The 16,773-nt window shown below is 64.1% G+C and carries 14 protein-coding genes; 12 read left to right on the top strand and 2 right to left on the bottom strand.

The window, feature by feature from the left end; translation table 11 throughout:
- The first annotated feature begins 189 nt into the window (after positions 1 to 189).
- The 5 genes from ASG25_RS19755 to ASG25_RS19735 are packed head-to-tail and all read left to right on the top strand — an operon-like array spanning position 190 to position 5,086.
- Positions 190 to 972, top strand: coding sequence for an ABC transporter ATP-binding protein (locus ASG25_RS19755; RefSeq protein ID WP_244479453.1), 783 nt, complete (start codon positions 190 to 192; stop codon positions 970 to 972).
- Positions 969 to 1,733, top strand: coding sequence for an ABC transporter ATP-binding protein (locus tag ASG25_RS19750; protein WP_062478317.1), 765 nt, complete (start codon positions 969 to 971; stop codon positions 1,731 to 1,733). The genes ASG25_RS19755 and ASG25_RS19750 overlap by 4 nt, the downstream gene beginning before the upstream one ends.
- Positions 1,730 to 2,641 (top strand): branched-chain amino acid ABC transporter permease, encoded by a 912-nt coding sequence (locus tag ASG25_RS19745; RefSeq protein WP_062478315.1) that lies wholly within the window; start codon positions 1,730 to 1,732, stop codon positions 2,639 to 2,641. Before ASG25_RS19750 ends, ASG25_RS19745 begins: the two co-directional genes overlap by 4 nt.
- Positions 2,638 to 3,627 (top strand): branched-chain amino acid ABC transporter permease, encoded by a 990-nt coding sequence (locus ASG25_RS19740; protein WP_062478312.1) that lies wholly within the window; start codon positions 2,638 to 2,640, stop codon positions 3,625 to 3,627. The genes ASG25_RS19745 and ASG25_RS19740 overlap by 4 nt, the downstream gene beginning before the upstream one ends.
- Complete coding sequence (locus ASG25_RS19735; protein WP_062478310.1) at positions 3,611 to 5,086, top strand: aldo/keto reductase; 1,476 nt, start codon at positions 3,611 to 3,613, stop codon at positions 5,084 to 5,086. The genes ASG25_RS19740 and ASG25_RS19735 overlap by 17 nt, the downstream gene beginning before the upstream one ends.
- Positions 5,087 to 5,089: 3 nt before the next feature.
- Here the strand turns inward: ASG25_RS19735 and ASG25_RS19730 are convergent, their stop codons facing one another.
- Positions 5,090 to 6,295 carry an MFS transporter gene (locus tag ASG25_RS19730; RefSeq protein ID WP_062478307.1) on the bottom strand — a complete coding sequence of 402 codons (1,206 nt, stop codon included), beginning with the start codon at positions 6,293 to 6,295 and terminating at the stop codon, positions 5,090 to 5,092.
- On the opposite strand from ASG25_RS19730, the gene ASG25_RS19725 reads away from it, so the two are divergent.
- On the top strand, positions 6,237 to 7,247 hold the full coding sequence (locus ASG25_RS19725; protein WP_244479452.1) for a helix-turn-helix transcriptional regulator: 1,011 nt from the start codon (positions 6,237 to 6,239) through the stop codon (positions 7,245 to 7,247). The two genes, ASG25_RS19730 and ASG25_RS19725, sit on opposite strands and share 59 nt — an antisense overlap.
- A 124-nt stretch (positions 7,248 to 7,371) precedes the next feature.
- Complete coding sequence (locus ASG25_RS19720; RefSeq protein ID WP_062478304.1) at positions 7,372 to 8,421, top strand: ornithine cyclodeaminase; 1,050 nt, start codon at positions 7,372 to 7,374, stop codon at positions 8,419 to 8,421.
- 23 nt (positions 8,422 to 8,444) lie between these two features.
- Here the strand turns inward: ASG25_RS19720 and ASG25_RS19715 are convergent, their stop codons facing one another.
- Positions 8,445 to 10,103 (bottom strand): calcium-binding protein, encoded by a 1,659-nt coding sequence (locus ASG25_RS19715; protein ID WP_156379878.1) that lies wholly within the window; start codon positions 10,101 to 10,103, stop codon positions 8,445 to 8,447.
- Between the two features lie 190 nt (positions 10,104 to 10,293).
- Between ASG25_RS19715 and ASG25_RS23270 the strand changes: the two genes are divergently transcribed.
- The 5 genes from ASG25_RS23270 (at position 10,294) to ASG25_RS19700 (ending at position 16,756) form a co-directional block, all read left to right on the top strand.
- On the top strand, positions 10,294 to 10,461 hold the full coding sequence (locus tag ASG25_RS23270; protein ID WP_210168467.1) for a hypothetical protein: 168 nt from the start codon (positions 10,294 to 10,296) through the stop codon (positions 10,459 to 10,461).
- Complete coding sequence (locus tag ASG25_RS22905) at positions 10,458 to 10,634, top strand: hypothetical protein (RefSeq protein WP_156379877.1); 177 nt, start codon at positions 10,458 to 10,460, stop codon at positions 10,632 to 10,634. Before ASG25_RS23270 ends, ASG25_RS22905 begins: the two co-directional genes overlap by 4 nt.
- Before the next feature lie 350 nt (positions 10,635 to 10,984).
- Positions 10,985 to 12,010: a cellulose biosynthesis protein BcsN gene (bcsN, locus tag ASG25_RS19710; RefSeq protein ID WP_162242209.1), complete on the top strand. Its 1,026-nt coding sequence runs from the start codon at positions 10,985 to 10,987 to the stop codon at positions 12,008 to 12,010.
- Positions 12,011 to 12,056: 46 nt separating this feature from the next.
- Positions 12,057 to 14,249, top strand: a complete 2,193-nt coding sequence (gene bcsA, locus ASG25_RS19705) for a UDP-forming cellulose synthase catalytic subunit (RefSeq protein WP_062478295.1) — start codon at positions 12,057 to 12,059, stop codon at positions 14,247 to 14,249.
- The gene (locus ASG25_RS19700) at positions 14,246 to 16,756 is read left to right on the top strand and encodes a cellulose biosynthesis cyclic di-GMP-binding regulatory protein BcsB (protein ID WP_062478292.1); all 2,511 of its coding nucleotides are present in this window, start codon (positions 14,246 to 14,248) and stop codon (positions 16,754 to 16,756) included. Before bcsA ends, ASG25_RS19700 begins: the two co-directional genes overlap by 4 nt.
- The last annotated feature ends 17 nt before the right edge of the window (positions 16,757 to 16,773 follow it).

Raw genomic sequence — 16,773 nt, 5'->3', positions numbered from 1 at the left:
CGAAAGTCTGCAACACCGCGGCAGGAAAAGCGGCGGTCCGAAACACGAGGACAAGGCGACCTAGCTGTTAAAATCCATAAGTGTTATCAGCCTGTTGCGACAGGCGCACTTTAGCCGCCCGGATTTGGTTGGCGCAGACGGTTCGCAAGACTAAACCCGTGATTTCCCCGCAGCCTTGGGATGCTTCGTTTGCCCCCTCAGACCCCCGATGCCGCCGTCATCGACGCTCGTGATCTCGTCAAGCGGTTTGACGGAATGACGGCGGTCGACGGCATGTCGCTGCAGGTGGGGCGGGGCGAGATGGTGGGTCTGATCGGACCCAACGGCGCCGGCAAGACGACGCTCTTCAATCTTATCGCCGGAACGCTGAAGCCGACCTCGGGCGAGATCCGCATCGGCGGGCGGGACGCCGCGCAGGACCGGCCCGAGCAGCGGATCGGGCTCGGCATCGGCAGGACCTTCCAGATCCCCCGGCCTTTTCTCGACATGACCGTCCTCGAGAACGTGCTCGCCGGCGCGCAGCGCCAGGACGGGGAAAGCCTCTTTGCCAACTTCCTGCGGCTCGCCCATGTTCGCAGACAGGAGAGGGCCGCCGTGGAGAAGGCCCGAGCGCTCCTTGCCTTCGTCACGCTGTCCCATCTGGAGCACGAACCGGCGCGCGTTCTCTCCGGCGGGCAGCGCAAGCTCTTGGAACTCGCACGCATTCTCATGGCCGATCCCAGCGCGATCCTGCTCGACGAGCCGGCAGCCGGGGTCAACCCTGCACTTCTGGAAACGATCATCGAGCGCGTCCTTCAGCTCAATGCCGGGGGCACCTCCATTCTTCTGATCGAGCACAACATGGACATGGTCTCGCGGCTCTGCTCACGGGTCGTCGCCATGGCGATCGGCAGGCCGCTCGCGGAAGGCACGCCGGCTGAGGTTGCGCGCAATCCTGCCGTCATCGAGGCCTATCTCGGAGCGATGGCATGAGTGCGGCGGCGTCTCCGATCCCGGTTCCCGCACTGGATATCCGCGCGCTCGTCGCTGGTTACGAGCCCGATCTGCCGATCGTTCGCGGCGTGGATCTCACCGTGCCCTCCGGGGATTTCCTTGTCCTGCTCGGCCCGAACGGTGCAGGCAAGTCGACTCTCGTGAAGGCGATCGCCGGCGTCGTGCCGATCAAGAGTGGGACTGTTCATCTCCGCGGGCAGGATATCACCAGCGTTCCCTCCCATCGCAAGATTGCCCGCGGCCTTGCCTTCGTGCCGCAGACCGAAAACATCTTCGCGACGCTCTCCATCCACGAGAACCTGCAGCTTGCCGCAGCCATTCTGCCCAAGGCGGAGCGCGCCGGCCTTATCGATCGTCTTTATCGACGCTTCCCGGATCTCGCACGCCAGCCTTCGCGGCTCGCCGGGGCACTCTCGGGCGGACAACGCCAGATGCTCGCGGTCGCCCGTGCCCTCATCGTCGACCCCGCCGTCCTTATTCTCGACGAGCCCTCCGCAGGCCTGTCCCCGAAGATCGTCGGGGAGGTGTTTTCCATGCTCCGCGAGATCAACGGCGAAGGCGTGACGATCGTGCTGGTGGAGCAGAATGTGAAGGCGGCTCTCTCCGTATCCCGCCGCGCCGTCGTTCTGGTCGAAGGCCGCATCGCGCATGAGGGACAGGCCGACGGCCTGTTCGGCGATCCTTTGTTGGCACGCCTCTATCTCGGCACATCGCATTCCGTGGAGGCCGCTGTCCCATGAACCCGCAATTCCTCATGGACGGCCTTGTCGCAGGCGCGATGATCGGTCTCGGCGCAATCGGCGTGACGCTGACCTATTCCATCCTGCGCTTTGCCAATTTCGGCCACGGCGAGCTTCTCTCCTGGGGTGCCTATCTCGCTCTGGCGGTCAGCGGGGCCCTCGGCCTGCTTTCGACCTCCCTGACACGACCCATTGGCCCGTTCTCGTTCGGTTGGTCGCTGCCCTTGGCCGCCATCGTCGCCGTCCTCCTGACCGGGGCACTGGCGCTCGCGGTCGATGCTGTTCTCTTCGGGCGTCTTCGCGCGCGGGGAAGCGCCGTGATCATTCTCGTCATGGCCAGTTTCGGGGCGTCGCTTGCACTGCGCAGCCTGCTTGAATTCCTCTTCACGTCGAAGCCTGCCTACTTCACCAAGGCGCTGCAGATCGCAATGCCGCTGGGGGCAGGTCTGAGAGCAACGCCGGACCAGTTGCTGTCACTTGCCGTGGCCCTCCTCGCCGTTCTCGCCGTGCATCTTCTGATGACACGGACCGATATTGGCCGCGCCATGCGGGCGGTCAGCGAAAACCCGGCGCTTGCCGGGATCGCAGGCGTCGACGTGCGCCGGGTCATCCGCGTGGTCTGGATGCTGGGCGCCGGCCTTGCGTGCCTTGCCGGCATCATGACGGGCCTGCTCGTTCAGATCCGGCCGTATCTCGGTCACGACCTCCTGCTGCCTCTGTTTGCGGCCGCCATCCTCGGCGGGATCGGCAGCGTGCCCGGCGCCATGCTGGCCGGCCTCGTCGTCGGCCTTTCGGAGGCCGCAGCCGTCCAAATCGTGGGCGCAGAATGGCGGGCGGCCGTCTCCTTCATCATCCTGGTCGCCGTGCTTCTGTTCCGGCCGCGCGGTCTCTTCGGGAGATCCGCATGAGCCTCGATCTGCTGGCCTATGCGGGCTTCTTCCTGACGATGGCGCTGACCTATGCCGTCATGTGTCTCGGGCTCAACCTTCAATGGGGGCAGACAGGGTTGTTCAACGTCGGTATCGCGGCGTTCGTCGCGATCGGCGCCTATGTTTCCGCGCTGTTGACCACGCCGCCGACGCCGGACCGGTTTGGAGGCTTCGACCTGCCGATCGTCGTCGGCTGGGCGGGCGGTGCCGCCATGGCGGGTCTCGCCGCATGGCTCGTCGGCGCGCTGACCATACGGCTGCGCTCGGACTATCTCGCGATCGCCACGTTCGGCGTGGCGGTCTGCGTGCAGCTCTGCGTCTTGAACCTGCAGCCCCTGACCGGCGGCGCTTTCGGCATCGGCTTCATTCCCCGCCCCTTCTCCCATCTTGCCGGCAACGCCCTTGCCTTCGGGCTTGCCAACCTTGCCTTGATGACCGGCCTGGTGGTCGGTCTCTACGTCGCCCTCGAGCATCTGGCAAAAAGCCCGTGGGGCCGCGTTCTCCGGGCGATCCGCGAAGACGAGACGGCAGCGCAGGCCCTCGGCAAGCGCCCGATCCGCTTTCGCCTGCAGGCCTTCACGATCGGCGGCGCCATCATGGGTCTTGCAGGGGCGGCCCAGGCGCATTTCATCGGCTTTATCGCGCCGGACAATTATCTGCCCATCCTGACCTTCCAGGTCTGGGCCATGCTCATCGTCGGCGGCTCGGGCAGCAATCGCGGTGCCATTCTCGGTGCGATCCTCGTCTGGGGGCTCTGGGCCCTCTCCGCCGCGGCCGTTTCCGCTTTCGTGCCGCCGGAGCAGCAGGCCCGGGCGGCGGCGCTCCAGATCGTGGCGATCGGCGTCGGCCTCTGCGCCATCCTTCTTCTTCGGCCCCGCGGCATCGTGGGCGCGCGCAGCGCGCTTAGTCCCCGCGGAAAACACGGGCGCAAGCCCGGGAGACATCCTGATGACCGAGCGCCCTGACCGCATCCGCCTCACCCCAGACTTGGAGATCAGCCGCCTCGTCTGCGGCCTCTGGCAGGTTGCCGATATCGAGAAGAACGGCACGACGATCGACCCGGAGAGGGGAGCCGACGCTCTGCAAGCCTATGCCCAAGACGGCTTCGATACGTTCGACATGGCCGACCATTACGGCTCGGCAGAGGTGATCACCGGCCGACTGCTGTCGCGATACACCGGGCAACCAAGACCCGGCGCCTTCACGAAATGGTGCCCGGAGCCGGGACAGATGACCCGCGAGATCGTGCGGCGCGGCGTTGAGGAGCGGCTGACGCGTCTGGGTGTGAACCGGGTCGACCTCCTGCAGTTCCACTGGTGGACGTTCGAGCATCCGGCCTGGCTCGATGCCTTGCACGAGATGCAGCGCCTGAAGGAGGAAGGGCTGATCGGTGCCCTAGGCCTGACGAACTTCGATGCCGGACACCTGGCGCTGGCGCTCGCCGATGGCATCGAGATCGCCACCAACCAGGTTTCCTTCTCGCTCGTCGATCGCCGGGCCTCCGGCCCACTCTCGGATCTCTGCGCGAAGCGTGGCGTCAAGCTCCTCGCCTATGGCACGCTGTGTGGCGGTTTTCTCTCGGAGAAATGGTTGGGGAAGCCCGAACCGGACACCATTCCCGACTGGAGCCGCTCGAAATACAAGCGTTTCATCGACACGGCCGGCGGCTGGGACGCGTTCCAGACCATTCTCCGCGCGGCATCCGATATCGCCAGCCGCCACAAGGTGTCGGTCTCGAACGTCGCCAGCCGCTGGGTTCTGGAGCATCCCGCCGTCGCCGCGACGATCATCGGCGCGCGCCTTGGGGAAAACGAGCATAGAGACGACAATCTCAACGTCTTCCGATTCCGCCTCGATGCCGAAGACCACGCAGCGCTCGACGCCGCCTTTGCAGGAACGAAACCCATCCCGGGAGACTGCGGCGACGAATACCGAAAAGCGCCCTTCCTGACCGCCTCCGGAGATCTCAGCCATCACCTGAGCGCCATTCCATCGGTCTGCACCGCCGAGCCGGTGCCGGGACGCCCCGGGCGTCGCCGGGTTTCGTCCGGCAGCGTCTGGGAACCCATCGCCGGCTACAGCCGCGCGGTTCGGGTGGGCGACCGCATTCACGTCTCGGGCACGACGGCGACCCATGCCGCCGACCGCTGCGTTGCGCCGGGCGATGCCGGCGCGCAGGCAACCTATATCCTTGACAAGATCGCCGCCTCGATCACCGCGCTTGGCGGATCGATGGACGATGTCGTGCGAACGCGCGTCTATCTGCGCGACGCCGGCCAGTGGGAGCCGGTCTCCCGCGCCCATGGCCGGGTGTTCGGCACGGTGCTGCCCGCCAACACCATGGTGCAGGCTGGCGACCTGATCGGGGACTACGAGGTCGAGATCGAGGCGGAAGCCATCTGCGACGGCCCGCCTGCCGCGTGAACCTCAGGCGCGCTTGCGGCCGGGCAGCTTTGGCAGCAGGACCGTGAGCAGGCCGAGGAGCGGCAGATAGGAGCAGAGACGGTAGACGAACTCGATGCCGTAGCGATCGGCGAACAAGCCGAGAACGGCCGCGCCGATGCCGCCGAACCCGAAGGCGAAGCCGAAGAACATGCCGGCGATCAGCCCCACCCTCCCCGGCACCAGCTCCTGCGCGAAGACGACGATGGCAGAAAAGGCCGAGGAGAAGATGAAGCCGATGATGATGACCAGCGCAGAGGTCCAGAAAAGATCGGCATATGGCAGCATCAGCGCAAACGGGATGACGCCGAGGATCGAGAACCAGATGACGACGCGCGCCCCGAAGCGGTCGCCGATCGGACCACCGAAAAAGACGCCGGCAGCAGAGGCACCGAGAAACAGGAACAGCATGATCTGCGCATCCTGCACGCCGACCCCGAACTTCTCGATGGCAAAGAAGGTGAAGTAGCTCGAAATGCTGGCGAGATAGGCGTTCTTCGTCGCCGTGAGAACGGTGAGCACGGCCAGCGTCCACAGAACCTGGTTGCGCGGCAGCGGCAGGGCCCGATCGAGCATCGGGCGCCCGGCATTCGCCCGGCGGTGACGCAGATACCATGTGCTGACAAAGGACAGCACGATGAAGCCGACGATCGCGATGATCGAGAACCAGCCCAGCGTCTCCTGTCCCCGCGGGATGACGATAAACGCTGCCAGAAGCGGACCGATCGCCGTTCCGGCGTTGCCACCGACCTGGAAGAAGGATTGGGCCAGGCCGTGGCGTCCACCGGAGGCGAGACGTGCGACCCGGGAGGCTTCGGGATGAAAGACGGCTGAACCGACGCCGATGAGGCAGGCGCCGACGATGAGCACTTCGAAGCTGTGTGCGAAGGCGAGCGTGAACAGGCCCGCGCAGGTGGAAAGCATGGCCGCCGGCAGGGAGAACGGCATGGGCCAGCGATCCGTCACCACGCCGACCACGGGCTGCAGAAGCGACGCCGTCACCTGGAAGGCAAAGGTCAGCAGGCCGATCTGGACGAAATCCAGCGCATAGTTCGCCTTGATCAGCGGATAGAGCGACGTGAGCAGCGACTGCATGATGTCGTTGAGCATGTGGCAGAAACTTGCTGCCGCGATGATCGAAAAGGTGATCGTCTCCGCCCGGATTCCACTCTCTGTGGTCACGCTTGCCATATCGGCCCTCCCGCCTGTTCGACACCTGTTGCGCCGTTTGCCTCTCGTACAGAGCTTGACGGTGGCCTGCCTTTGCGCTCTGGTCCACTTTTTTCGTGAGTGGGCCAAAGTGCGATCGACCGAATTTCCAAGCAGCGACGCCGATCTCGACGAGCACCGCAAAAGCCTGAGCCGCATCGATGCAGCACAGGAGCCGCTTTACGTCATCGGCCGACACTACAGACAAGGCGTGCGCAGCCCGGTCCATTCACACCGGAAGACGCAGCTCTGGCATGCCCGCCGGGGGGTCGTCGTCGTTGGAACCATCGATCGGCGCTGGATGATCCCGCCCGGCCACGGGCTCATCATCCCGGCCGGGTTGGAGCACGCATCGGAGACCATGAGCCCGGTCGAGATGTTGTCGATCTACGTCGATCCACAACTGGCCCTGGTCGAGCGACCGAAAGTGGTCAACGTCACAACGCTTGCGGTCAATCTGATGGATGAACTGGTGCGGGACACGCCGCCACTCCCCAATCCAAGCCCCAATCCACGCCTCAGTCCGCACCCCAACCCGCGCCGACGCGAGCTGGTCATGGATCTCCTGCTCGACGAGATACAGCATTTACCGGAAGTACCGCTCGGCCTGCCCTTTCCCAACGATCCGCGCCTCGCCGACGTGTGCCGCGCCTTTCTGGAGACCCCCCTCGCCGTGGCAAGCATCGATGAATGGGCGGCCAAGCTTGCCATGAGCCGCCGGAGCTTCACGCGGTTCTTCCGGGCGCAGACTGGCGTCAGCTTCGTGACCTGGCGGCAACAGGCCTGCCTGTTTGCCTCATTGCCGCGCCTTGCCGCCGGACATTCGATCACGAGCGTCGCACTGGATGCGGGCTACGAGAACATTGCGGCGTTCTCGACCATGTTCCGACGGATGATGGGGAGTGCACCACGGCAGTATCTGCTCTCGCGCTGACACTGGCCAAAAGGGCAATTCGACTATGCAGAATGCGCATTTTCAAACGAGATATGCCAATCATAAGCCGTTTCGACAAACATTTCCGGTTGCTACCATTCGTCGGAGCAACGAGGAAAAACCCATGTCTGCCCTGCCGTCCGAAAAGGCCCTGATCCCCTTCGTCAGCGTCGAGAACATGATGCGGCTCGTCCACCACCTCGGTATCGAGCGCGTTCTGCGCGAACTGACCGACACGATCGAAGCCGACTTTCGCCGCTGGGACGTCTTCGACAAGACGCCGCGGATCGCATCGCACTCCCGCGAGGGCGTGATCGAACTGATGCCGACCTCCGATGGGGAGATCTACGGCTTCAAATATGTGAACGGTCACCCAAAGAACATGGCGGCCGGCCTGCAGACCGTGACGGCGTTCGGTCTCCTGGCGGATGTGGCGACCGGCTATCCTGTTCTGATGACGGAAATGACGTTGTTGACGGCGCTGCGCACGGCAGCGACATCCGCGATGGCGGCCCGCCACCTCGCGCCGAAAGGCACGCGGGTGATGGCGATGATCGGCAATGGGGCGCAGGCCGAGTTCCAGGCGCTGGCGATGAAGTCCGTCCTTGGCCTGACCGAGGTCCGGCTGTTCGATATCGACAGGCGGGCGACCGATAAGACGGTCCGGAATCTCACGGGCTCGGGGCTTGTGCTCCACGCTTGCGAAAGCGCCGAACAGGCGATCGAGGGTGCCGGCATCATTACTACCTGCACGGCGGACAAGCTATGTGCCACCATCCTGACCGACAACATGATCGGCAGCGGCGTGCATATCAACGCGATCGGCGGGGATTGTCCGGGGAAGACGGAGCTGCATCGGGACATCCTTTTGCGCGCCGACACGTTCGTGGAATATCCGCCGCAGACCCGCGTCGAGGGCGAAATCCAGCAGATGGCGCCGGACTATCCGGTCACCGAGCTGTGGCGGGTCGTGCGAGGGGACGTGCCGGGCCGGACGGACGCGCGACAGATCACGCTTTTCGACAGCGTCGGCTTTGCCGTGGAGGATTTCTCCGCGCTTCGCTACGTGCGGGCCGCCTTGGCTGGAACCGACTTCTTCCAGCAGATCGACATCATCGCCGACCCCGACGATCCGCGGGATCTTTTCGGCATGCTGCAACGCGCCGCAGCCTGATCGATCCGAAACGGCAAGAAGGCTCAGAAGAAGAAGTCGCCCTTGTCGAGAAGGCCGAGTTTCACGTTCTTCAGCAGGATGCTGTCACCACCGGTGGCATCGATCAGGACATCGTTGCCGTCCTGTCGGGCGTGATGTTTCATCAGGTCGGCGAAATCCGTGATCGCCTTGAGGTTGGTGAGGTCGAGAATGTCGTGGGCTTGTCCGCTGGCGGCAAAATCGAGGATCACGTCCCGGCCATCGCCGGTGGAAAAAACGAATTGGTCGGCGCCGGCGCCGCCCGTCAGGATATCCGCTCCGCCATGGCCCCAGATCATGTCGTTGCCGGCCTTGCCGTCGATACGGTTGGACGCGCTGTTTCCATGGATCTGGTTGGCAAGCCCGTTGCCGGTCGCGTTGCTGGCAGCCGTGCCGCTGAGCGTGAGATATTCGAAATTGTCCGCCAGCGTGTAGCTGACGCTCGAGATGACGAGATCGTTGCCGGCGTTCTTGGCCTCGACCAGCGAGGTGCGCGCATTGTCGATCACATAGGTATCGTGACCGGCACCGCCCGCAACCTTGCCAAGGACCGTTCCGCCGCGACCGTCGAAGTAGTCGTTGCCCCCGCCGAGCAGGACGTCGCCCTTCATCGTGCCGGTGTTGGTGACCGACTGCTGGCCGTCGCCGCTCTTGAACGCAACGCCCGACCGCGCCGACAAAACGCCGCTGTTGTTGAAACTGGCATGATCGGCGCCGGTAAAGTCGACGGCACTGCCCTTGGAGGCGGAAATCGTGCCGCTGTTGGCACCGCGCGCATGATCTCCGACGACGGAGATTCCCACGGCGCCGGCCAAAGAGCCACGGTTGTTGACGATCGCATCGTCGGCGACAACATGAAGGGCGGTGCCACCGACCGCGATCGTCTTCGTATTGGTCAACGTTCCCTTGGCGCCCGTCAGCAGGATGCCGTCGGCCCCGGCTTGCAACACGCCCGAATTCGTGACGATGGCGTTCTTGCCCTTGGCAAAAATGGCCGTCGCCCCACTGCCGACCGTGCCATTGTTCGTGATGATCTCGGAGGCTCCGGCGGCCGTTATCCCGTTGCCGCGCGCGGCGATCGAACCGTTGTTGGTCACGATCGTCGCGAGCCCGTCAACCACGATGCCGGCAGCGGTGGCGGATGAGATATCCTTGTTGTTCGTCATGACGATGCGATCGCCGGAAAGCTTCAGGGCATCGAGCTGGCCGACCATCTTGCCGTTGTTGACGACCATTGCCGCGGCGCCCTTCACCAGCACCGCACTGCCGGCAGACGATGCTATGCTGGATTCATTGGCGATATTCGCCGTGTTGCCGACCACGCTGATCCCGGCCTGCTTTCCGGACATGCTGCCGCGATTGACGATATCCATGCCGGCTGCCGTCGCGGATACAGCGACCGTACCGGCGACGATGGATCCCGTTCTGGAGACGACGACAGACCCGTCGAGATCACCGGCATTGGCCGCCCCGTACAGCACCCCGGACGCGCCGGCCTTGATGGTGCCGTCGATGACCACGTCGCGCGCTTTTGCGAGGCCGGAGGCGACGATGCCGCTGCCCGTCACATCGACCGTGACGTCCTTCACGAGCACGAGCTTCGTGGAAGCCTCCGTGAAGCTTACGCTCGTCCTCGTATTCTTCGTCAGAAACTTGAAAGCCATCGCCGGTGCGCCATACATTGTGTCGATTGCAAGCTCCTTACAGGACAACCGATCGCAAATCGACAGTCCCATGTCCTCAAAGCCGGTTTTCAGCGCATCTTCTGCGACAAACGTAGGAGATGCTTAACGTCGAAGGGCGCGACGCGTGCGTCGGACGGGAACATACGGAGCGTCGGTGCCTTTCCCCTGCATGAGAGTTCACACCGGAAATCAGGCCGTCATCGTGGTCCTTGCCACGTCCTTGATCTGCGCCCTGTTCGTCTATGCCGCGTCGACGCGGGTCGAAGACGCTGCAGGCCGCGTCGATCCCAAAGCGAACGTCGTGACGGGCAACGCGGGTGGGGGAGCTGACACATGACGTTGAATCGCACAGCCCTCAGCGTTGCCGTTCTCGTGGTGATCCTGATCGCGATCGGCTGGCTCGTCATCAGCCCTTCCCAAGACGCTTCGACAGGCGGCGGCGCGCAACCGCAGCCGGAGAAGACCCAGACAGTGCCGAACAATCCTGGGCCGACCACAGGTGCTCAGTAGCTGGGTAGAACGACCCCGTTAAGCGTTCGGCTTTTGGTCGTTGGACCCTGGGAACAGCAATCAAGCGCTGCAAACGTGGTTGTAACGCTCGCCAAGGGCTTTCTTTTTGATTCGGAAGGGGCCGGCCCGCACGCACATTCTATCGGTCGGCAACCGCCGACTTCGTGTCGTCCGGATCACGAACCGGCAGCAAAACGTCCCGTAAGACGCGCATTGGTGGAAAGCGTTAGGAAAGATTAACCGAACATTAACCATGCCCGCGAGAAATGAGATGGAACAACCTTGATTCCATCACTGGATGCATCGCGCTCATGTTTCATACGGCTTTCGCAATTGCAGGAAGAACGGCCATGCCGGGCATGCTTCTGGCTCTGAGTGCTGCGGCGATGTCCGGTTGCACCCAGACCGGCGGACTGAAGCAGTCGTCCGCGCCGACAGAGATCGCAGCAGAAAAAGCGCTGGCTTTTCCTCCGCCCGGCGGTCCGGCCATCGTGAGCGTGATCGAACGTAATTTTTCCAATGCCGTCCAGCAGGACATCATTCTGGCCACGGATGCGCGCGGCCGCGGACAGAACTACATCCAGGTCCGCTATTTCGGCCCCACCGCCACAGCGTTCGACGGGGCATCGCGGCTCCCGACCCGGATCATGACGACGGCGCAAGCGGTCGGCGAGATGCGGTCGGAGTTTCCGACGATCCGCATGAGCATTTCCCCGAGCTTCGTCCAGAACAATTACGGCGCGTTCGCCTATGCCTACGGCACGAACGAAAGTTCTGGCGACGCATGCCTTTATGGCTGGCAGCAGATCAAGGCGTCCGACAATCTCGTGCGCACCTTCCGTTATCTCGGCATGATCCAGACGCGGGTCCGCATTTGCCAGACCGGCGCCTCGCGCGATGCGCTCCTGTCGATGATGTATCATTACACGTTGACCGGAGCGTTCGACAGCGTCGCCTGGAATCCTTATGGCAACGTACCCCCTCTCGACCCTGCCGTCGGGCAGCTCGGGCGGCCGATCTATGCCGCCGGCGCCGGAGCGCGGCTGCTTCCGCCGTCGGAGGCCCCCGAGCTGTCCGGGCCCGCGCCTGTCCGTCCTGCCCTTCGCCGGCTCGAACGCCAGAACACGCGGCCTGCAGCGACGCGTGTGGAAAACATCCGGCCATCCGTTCCCTCGGTCGCCATCCCCGCACCCAACATGAGCGCGAACGGACCGGCAGGTGCTCCTCAGACGCCGATGGCACCCCGACCCGTCAGCCTGCCGAGTGAGGACGGCGCGGCGCGCCCTTCAACGACCCCCGGGCCCCAGGCTGCGCCCGTCATTCCGTCTGTGCCCTGTGCCGTCTCCCAGAGCAGCGCCTGCACAAGGAACATGTGATCCATGCGCCATATCCAGCACTCTTCCGAAAAGGGAAAATAGGGTCATGTTCAAGGCGCTTATCGTCGTTGCATGGATCTGCATGTCGGTCGTCATCGTGGCGATCACGACCCTGCCCGTCAGCCTCCAGACGCACCTGGTTGCCGCCTTCCTCTGCATGGCGCTCCTTGCGGTGCTGAAAGTGCTGAAGGCAGAGGGCAACTGGCGCCTTATCGGCCTCGGCTTCGGAACCGCCATCGTGCTGCGCTACGTCTACTGGCGCACCACCAGCACGCTGCCGCCGGTCAACCAGCTGGAAAACTTCATCCCCGGCTTCCTGCTCTATCTGGCGGAAATGTACAGCGTCGCGATGCTGGCGCTCAGCCTCTTCATCGTTTCCATGCCGCTTCCGCCGAACCGGCCGCGCCCGGGCTCTGCGGACTATGCGCCCTCGGTCGACGTGTTCATCCCGACCTACAACGAGGACGCCGATCTGCTGGCCAACACGCTGGCGGCCGCCAAGAACATGGATTATCCGCCCGAGAAGCTCACCGTCTGGCTGCTGGACGACGGCGGCACGCTGCAGAAGCGGAACGCGGCGAGCATCCCCGACAGCCAGGCCGCACAGCGCCGCCACGAGGAGCTGAAAGAACTTTGCCGCAATCTCGATGCCAACTATCTGACGCGGGATCGCAATGAACATGCGAAGGCCGGCAATCTGAACAATGGCATGCGCCAATCCCAGGGCGATCTGATCACAGTGTTTGACGCCGACCATGCGCCGGCACGCGACTTTCTGCGCGAGACGGTCGGCTATTTCGAGGAGGACCCGCGCCTCTTTCTCGTCCAGACTCCGCATTTCTTCCTCAATCCCGATCCGATCGAACGCAACCTGAAGACCTTCAACAAGATGCCGAGCGAGAACGAGATGTTCTACGGCATCATTCAACGCGGGCTCGACAAATGGAACGCCGCCTTCTTCTGCGGGTCGGCGGCCGTGCTCAACCGGCGTGCTCTCGAAGACACCAATGGGTTCAGCGGCATCAGCATCACCGAGGATTGCGAAACGGCGCTGGCGCTTCATTCCCGTGGCTGGAACAGCGTCTATGTCGACAAGCCGTTGATTGCCGGGCTTCAACCCGCGACGTTTGCAAGCTTCATCGGCCAGCGCAGCCGTTGGGCGCAGGGGATGATGCAGATCCTCATGTTCCGCATGCCGCTCTTCAAGCGCGGGCTGAGCATGCCGCAGCGGCTCTGCTACATGTCCTCGACGCTGTTCTGGCTGTTCCCGTTTCCGCGCACGGTCTTCCTGTTCGCACCGCTCTTCTACATCTTCTTTGATCTGGAAATCTTCGTCGGCTCCGGCGGCGAGTTCCTGGCCTACACGACCACCTACATGCTCGTGAATCTGCTCATGCAGAACTATCTCTACGGTCGTTTCCGCTGGCCCTGGATCTCCGAACTCTACGAATATGTGCAGACCGTGCATCTGTTGCCGGCCGTCATCTCGGTGATCTTCAATCCCTCGAAGCCCACCTTCAAGGTCACCGCGAAAGACGAATCGATCAGTGACAACCGGCTTTCGGAGATCAGTCGCCCGTTCTTCGTCATCTTCGGCGTGCTGCTCATCGCCACCATCATGTCGTTCTACAAGATCTACGCCGAACCCTATAAGTCAGACGTGACGCTGGTCGTGGCCGGCTGGAACCTGCTCAACCTCGTCTTCGCCGGCTGCGCGCTCGGCGTGGTCTCCGAACGGCGCGAAAAGTCGTCCTCCCGCCGTGTCAACGTCAAGCGTCGCTGCGAATTCAAGGTGGGCGACGAGTGGTTTCCGGGCATCATCGAGAACGTCTCCGTCAACGGACTTCTCGTCCATGTCTACAATCGGTCCATGCAGCCCTTGACCGAGGGGGCGATGGAGGAAATTCGGGTCGAGACCTTCAGTCCGGGCGCACCATCTTCCATACCGGTCAAGATCGTCCGCAGCGGACGGGGCGACGGCTTTGTGCTCGTCGGCTGTACGTTCGCACCGCGTGAAGCACAGGAACGGCGCCTGCTCGCCGACATCATCTTCGCCAACTCCGCCCAGTGGAGCGAATTCCAGATGGGCCGGCGCCGCAATCCTGGCTTGATCCGGGGCACGATCAGCTTCTTTGCCATCGCGCTCTACCAGACCAATCGCGGTCTCTTCTACTTCTTCCGGAGCCTTGGCGGGTCGAAGGACGCAGCCCCTGCCAAGAAGGAGGCCGCAAGACCATGAAACACGTCGTCATCGCCTGCACGCTCGCTCTTCTTGCGCCGTCGCAGCTCCTGGCGCAGTCGGCTCCGTTCGACATGTCCCGGGAAAGGCCGGCAGCGCCGCAGCGCCCCACCCAGGCACCCGATCCGGCAGCGCCGGGCACGCAGACGGCACCGTCCGCGAGAGGATCCGAGGCGCGTCCGCAACAACCGGCAAGCGAGCCGGCGCCCTTCCAGCTGTCACCGCCCGCCCGCGCGCCGGCATCTGCGGAACCGCGTCCGCAAGCGCCCGCCTCACCTGCTCCCGTCCAGCCTTCGGCAACGCCGTCTGCACCGCAGCCGCCCGCCGCAGCCAAGCCCCCTGCGCCTGCGCCGACGGAGACGGATGCCTATCGACGGTACATCCTTCCGTTTGGAAAGCTCAGCCTTTCCGGCGAGACGGACCGGCGGACATGGACGATCTACCTCACGCCCGAACAGGCAAATGCCGCAACCGCCATCACCATCGGCTACCAGAATTCCATCGTCGTCGCGCCGGAGGCTTCCAGCTTCTCCGTCGAGCTCAACGGGACCGTGGTCGGCCAGGTGCCGGTTGCCTCGGCGGATGCCGTGCACGATCTCGTTCTGCCACTCCCGAGCGGCGCGCTGCAGGCCGGTGCGAACGTCGTGCGTCTCTCGACCCAGCAGCGTCACCGGACGGATTGCAGCATCCAGTCCACCTACGATCTGTGGACCAACATCGACCCGAGCCGCACCTATCTGACCTTCAACGCGCCGGTCGGCGATCGCCTTTCCAGCATCGATGACATCCAGGCCGTCGGCCTCGACGGCACGGGCGCGACGGCCATCGACATCGTCGCTCCAGCGCTGACGAATCCCAGCCGCTCGAACATGTTGCTGCGGCTCGCGCAGGCTCTGGCGCTTCGCACGCAGATGCCGAACCAGACGGTCGCCTTCCATACCGCCCTGCCTGCCACGTCCGCCGCGGGCACGCTGACCGTGCTGGTCGGCACACAGCTTGAAATCGAGGGGATGCTGCCGACCCTTCCCGCCGGCACGGCCGTTGGCCCGACGGTGGCGTTTGCGCCCCGTGCAACGCGGGGCGTCAATGCGCTCGTCGTCACGGGCCCGACGGCCGAGGCGCTTCGGCAGGCGGTGGAAACGCTTGCAAGTCCGCTTGACGCAGCACCGGGTACCTCGCGCACCTCGTTTTCCACCAAGGCTTGGCACACGCCGGATGCGCCGATCCTCGTCGGCGACACGCGCATCGCTCTCTCGCAGCTCGGCATCACCACCAGCGAGTTCGCAGGGCGCAGGTTCCGCACGGAGTTCATGCTCGGTGTGCCTGCCGATTTCTATGCCAGCGCCTATGGCGACGCCGTGATCCTGCTCGATGCCGGCTATGCCCCATCGGTTCTGCCGGGAAGCCGGATCGACGTCTATGTCAACGGCAATATCGCGACGACGACGCCCCTCTCTACGGAAGGCGGCGGGATTCTCAGCCATCTTCCGATCACGGTGACGCTGCGCCACTTCGTGCCGGGGGTGAATCGCATCTCGATCGAAGCCGTCCTGCTGGCAGCGGAAGACGATGCCTGCGCCACGGGAACGCCGGCCCAGACCACGCCGCGTTTCGCCCTGTTCGACACGACCGAATTCCATATGCCGGATTTCGCCCGGATCGACAGCAGCCCCAGCCTGGCGGCGACCTCATCCACAGGGCAGCCCTACCGCCGCGCGGAGCAACCGACGGCCCTTTATCTCGACCGCCTCGACCCCGAAACGCTGTCGGCTGCGGCCACCCTGCTCGGCCGCCTCGCTGTTGCCGCCGGCAATCCTCTGGCACTCGACACGGTCGCATCTCCCGCAGCCCTCGGCGATCGCAATGCGCTGATCGTCGGCACGCTGTCGCAACTCCCCCCGCCCTTGCTGACCCAGATGCAGATCGGGGCTGCACCGGCCAACTGGGGCACGCATCATGCCGGCGGACAGCCGGACGACAGCAGCGGAACCCTGTTCGAGGAATGGCGCCAGAAAGTCTCCGGCGGCAGCTGGCTCGGCCAGGGGTCGCGCCTCGAGGCCTGGTTGAAGAGCGATCTCGATCTGTCGATGGACTCGCTCCGCTTCCTGCCCGGAAAGGAAGAGGATTTTTCTCCCTCCGACAATGTCAGCTTCATGATCGCGCAGGGCCGCAGCCCGTCCGGAGCCGGGACGTGGACGCTCGCAACGGGGCCGACGCCCGCGAGCCTTCAGACCGGCATGAGCGCGATGGTGCAGGAGGCACGCTGGAATGGTCTCGACGGCCGCATCACGACATTCGAGGAGTCCACCGGAAACGTTTCGATGGTGCCGGTGCGCGATCTTCACCTGAACCCGACACAGCCATTCTCGATCGCCAACTGGCGCCTGATCGCCGCGAACTGGCTTTCGACCAATATCCTCTTCTTCGCCGTCATCTTCATCTCCGGCTTTGCCCTTCTCGGCATCATCACCACCCTGATGCTGCGCCTTCTGGGGCGCAGCCGATGAGGCCCCTGCATCGCGGA

The sequence above is a fragment of the Rhizobium sp. Leaf384 genome (genome assembly GCF_001424065.1).
Taxonomy (GTDB): Bacteria; Pseudomonadota; Alphaproteobacteria; order Rhizobiales; family Rhizobiaceae; genus Ferranicluibacter.
The sequence above is the reverse complement of the archived record's forward strand: the minus strand, read 5'-3'. Positions and strand labels throughout refer to the sequence as shown.

Coding starts and splice junctions, on each gene's coding strand:
- ASG25_RS19750 (WP_062478317.1), top strand. CDS start 969: ATGAGTGCGGCGGCGTCTCCGATCCCGGTTCCCGCACTGGATATCCGC.
- ASG25_RS19745 (WP_062478315.1), top strand. CDS start 1,730: ATGAACCCGCAATTCCTCATGGACGGCCTTGTCGCAGGCGCGATGATC.
- ASG25_RS19740 (WP_062478312.1), top strand. CDS start 2,638: ATGAGCCTCGATCTGCTGGCCTATGCGGGCTTCTTCCTGACGATGGCG.
- ASG25_RS19735 (WP_062478310.1), top strand. CDS start 3,611: ATGACCGAGCGCCCTGACCGCATCCGCCTCACCCCAGACTTGGAGATC.
- ASG25_RS19725 (WP_244479452.1), top strand. CDS start 6,237: ATGATCGAAAAGGTGATCGTCTCCGCCCGGATTCCACTCTCTGTGGTC.
- ASG25_RS19730 (WP_062478307.1), bottom strand. CDS start 6,295: ATGGCAAGCGTGACCACAGAGAGTGGAATCCGGGCGGAGACGATCACC.
- ASG25_RS19720 (WP_062478304.1), top strand. CDS start 7,372: ATGTCTGCCCTGCCGTCCGAAAAGGCCCTGATCCCCTTCGTCAGCGTC.
- ASG25_RS19715 (WP_156379878.1), bottom strand. CDS start 10,103: ATGGCTTTCAAGTTTCTGACGAAGAATACGAGGACGAGCGTAAGCTTC.
- ASG25_RS23270 (WP_210168467.1), top strand. CDS start 10,294: ATGAGAGTTCACACCGGAAATCAGGCCGTCATCGTGGTCCTTGCCACG.
- ASG25_RS22905 (WP_156379877.1), top strand. CDS start 10,458: ATGACGTTGAATCGCACAGCCCTCAGCGTTGCCGTTCTCGTGGTGATC.
- bcsN (WP_162242209.1), top strand. CDS start 10,985: ATGCCGGGCATGCTTCTGGCTCTGAGTGCTGCGGCGATGTCCGGTTGC.
- bcsA (WP_062478295.1), top strand. CDS start 12,057: ATGTTCAAGGCGCTTATCGTCGTTGCATGGATCTGCATGTCGGTCGTC.
- ASG25_RS19700 (WP_062478292.1), top strand. CDS start 14,246: ATGAAACACGTCGTCATCGCCTGCACGCTCGCTCTTCTTGCGCCGTCG.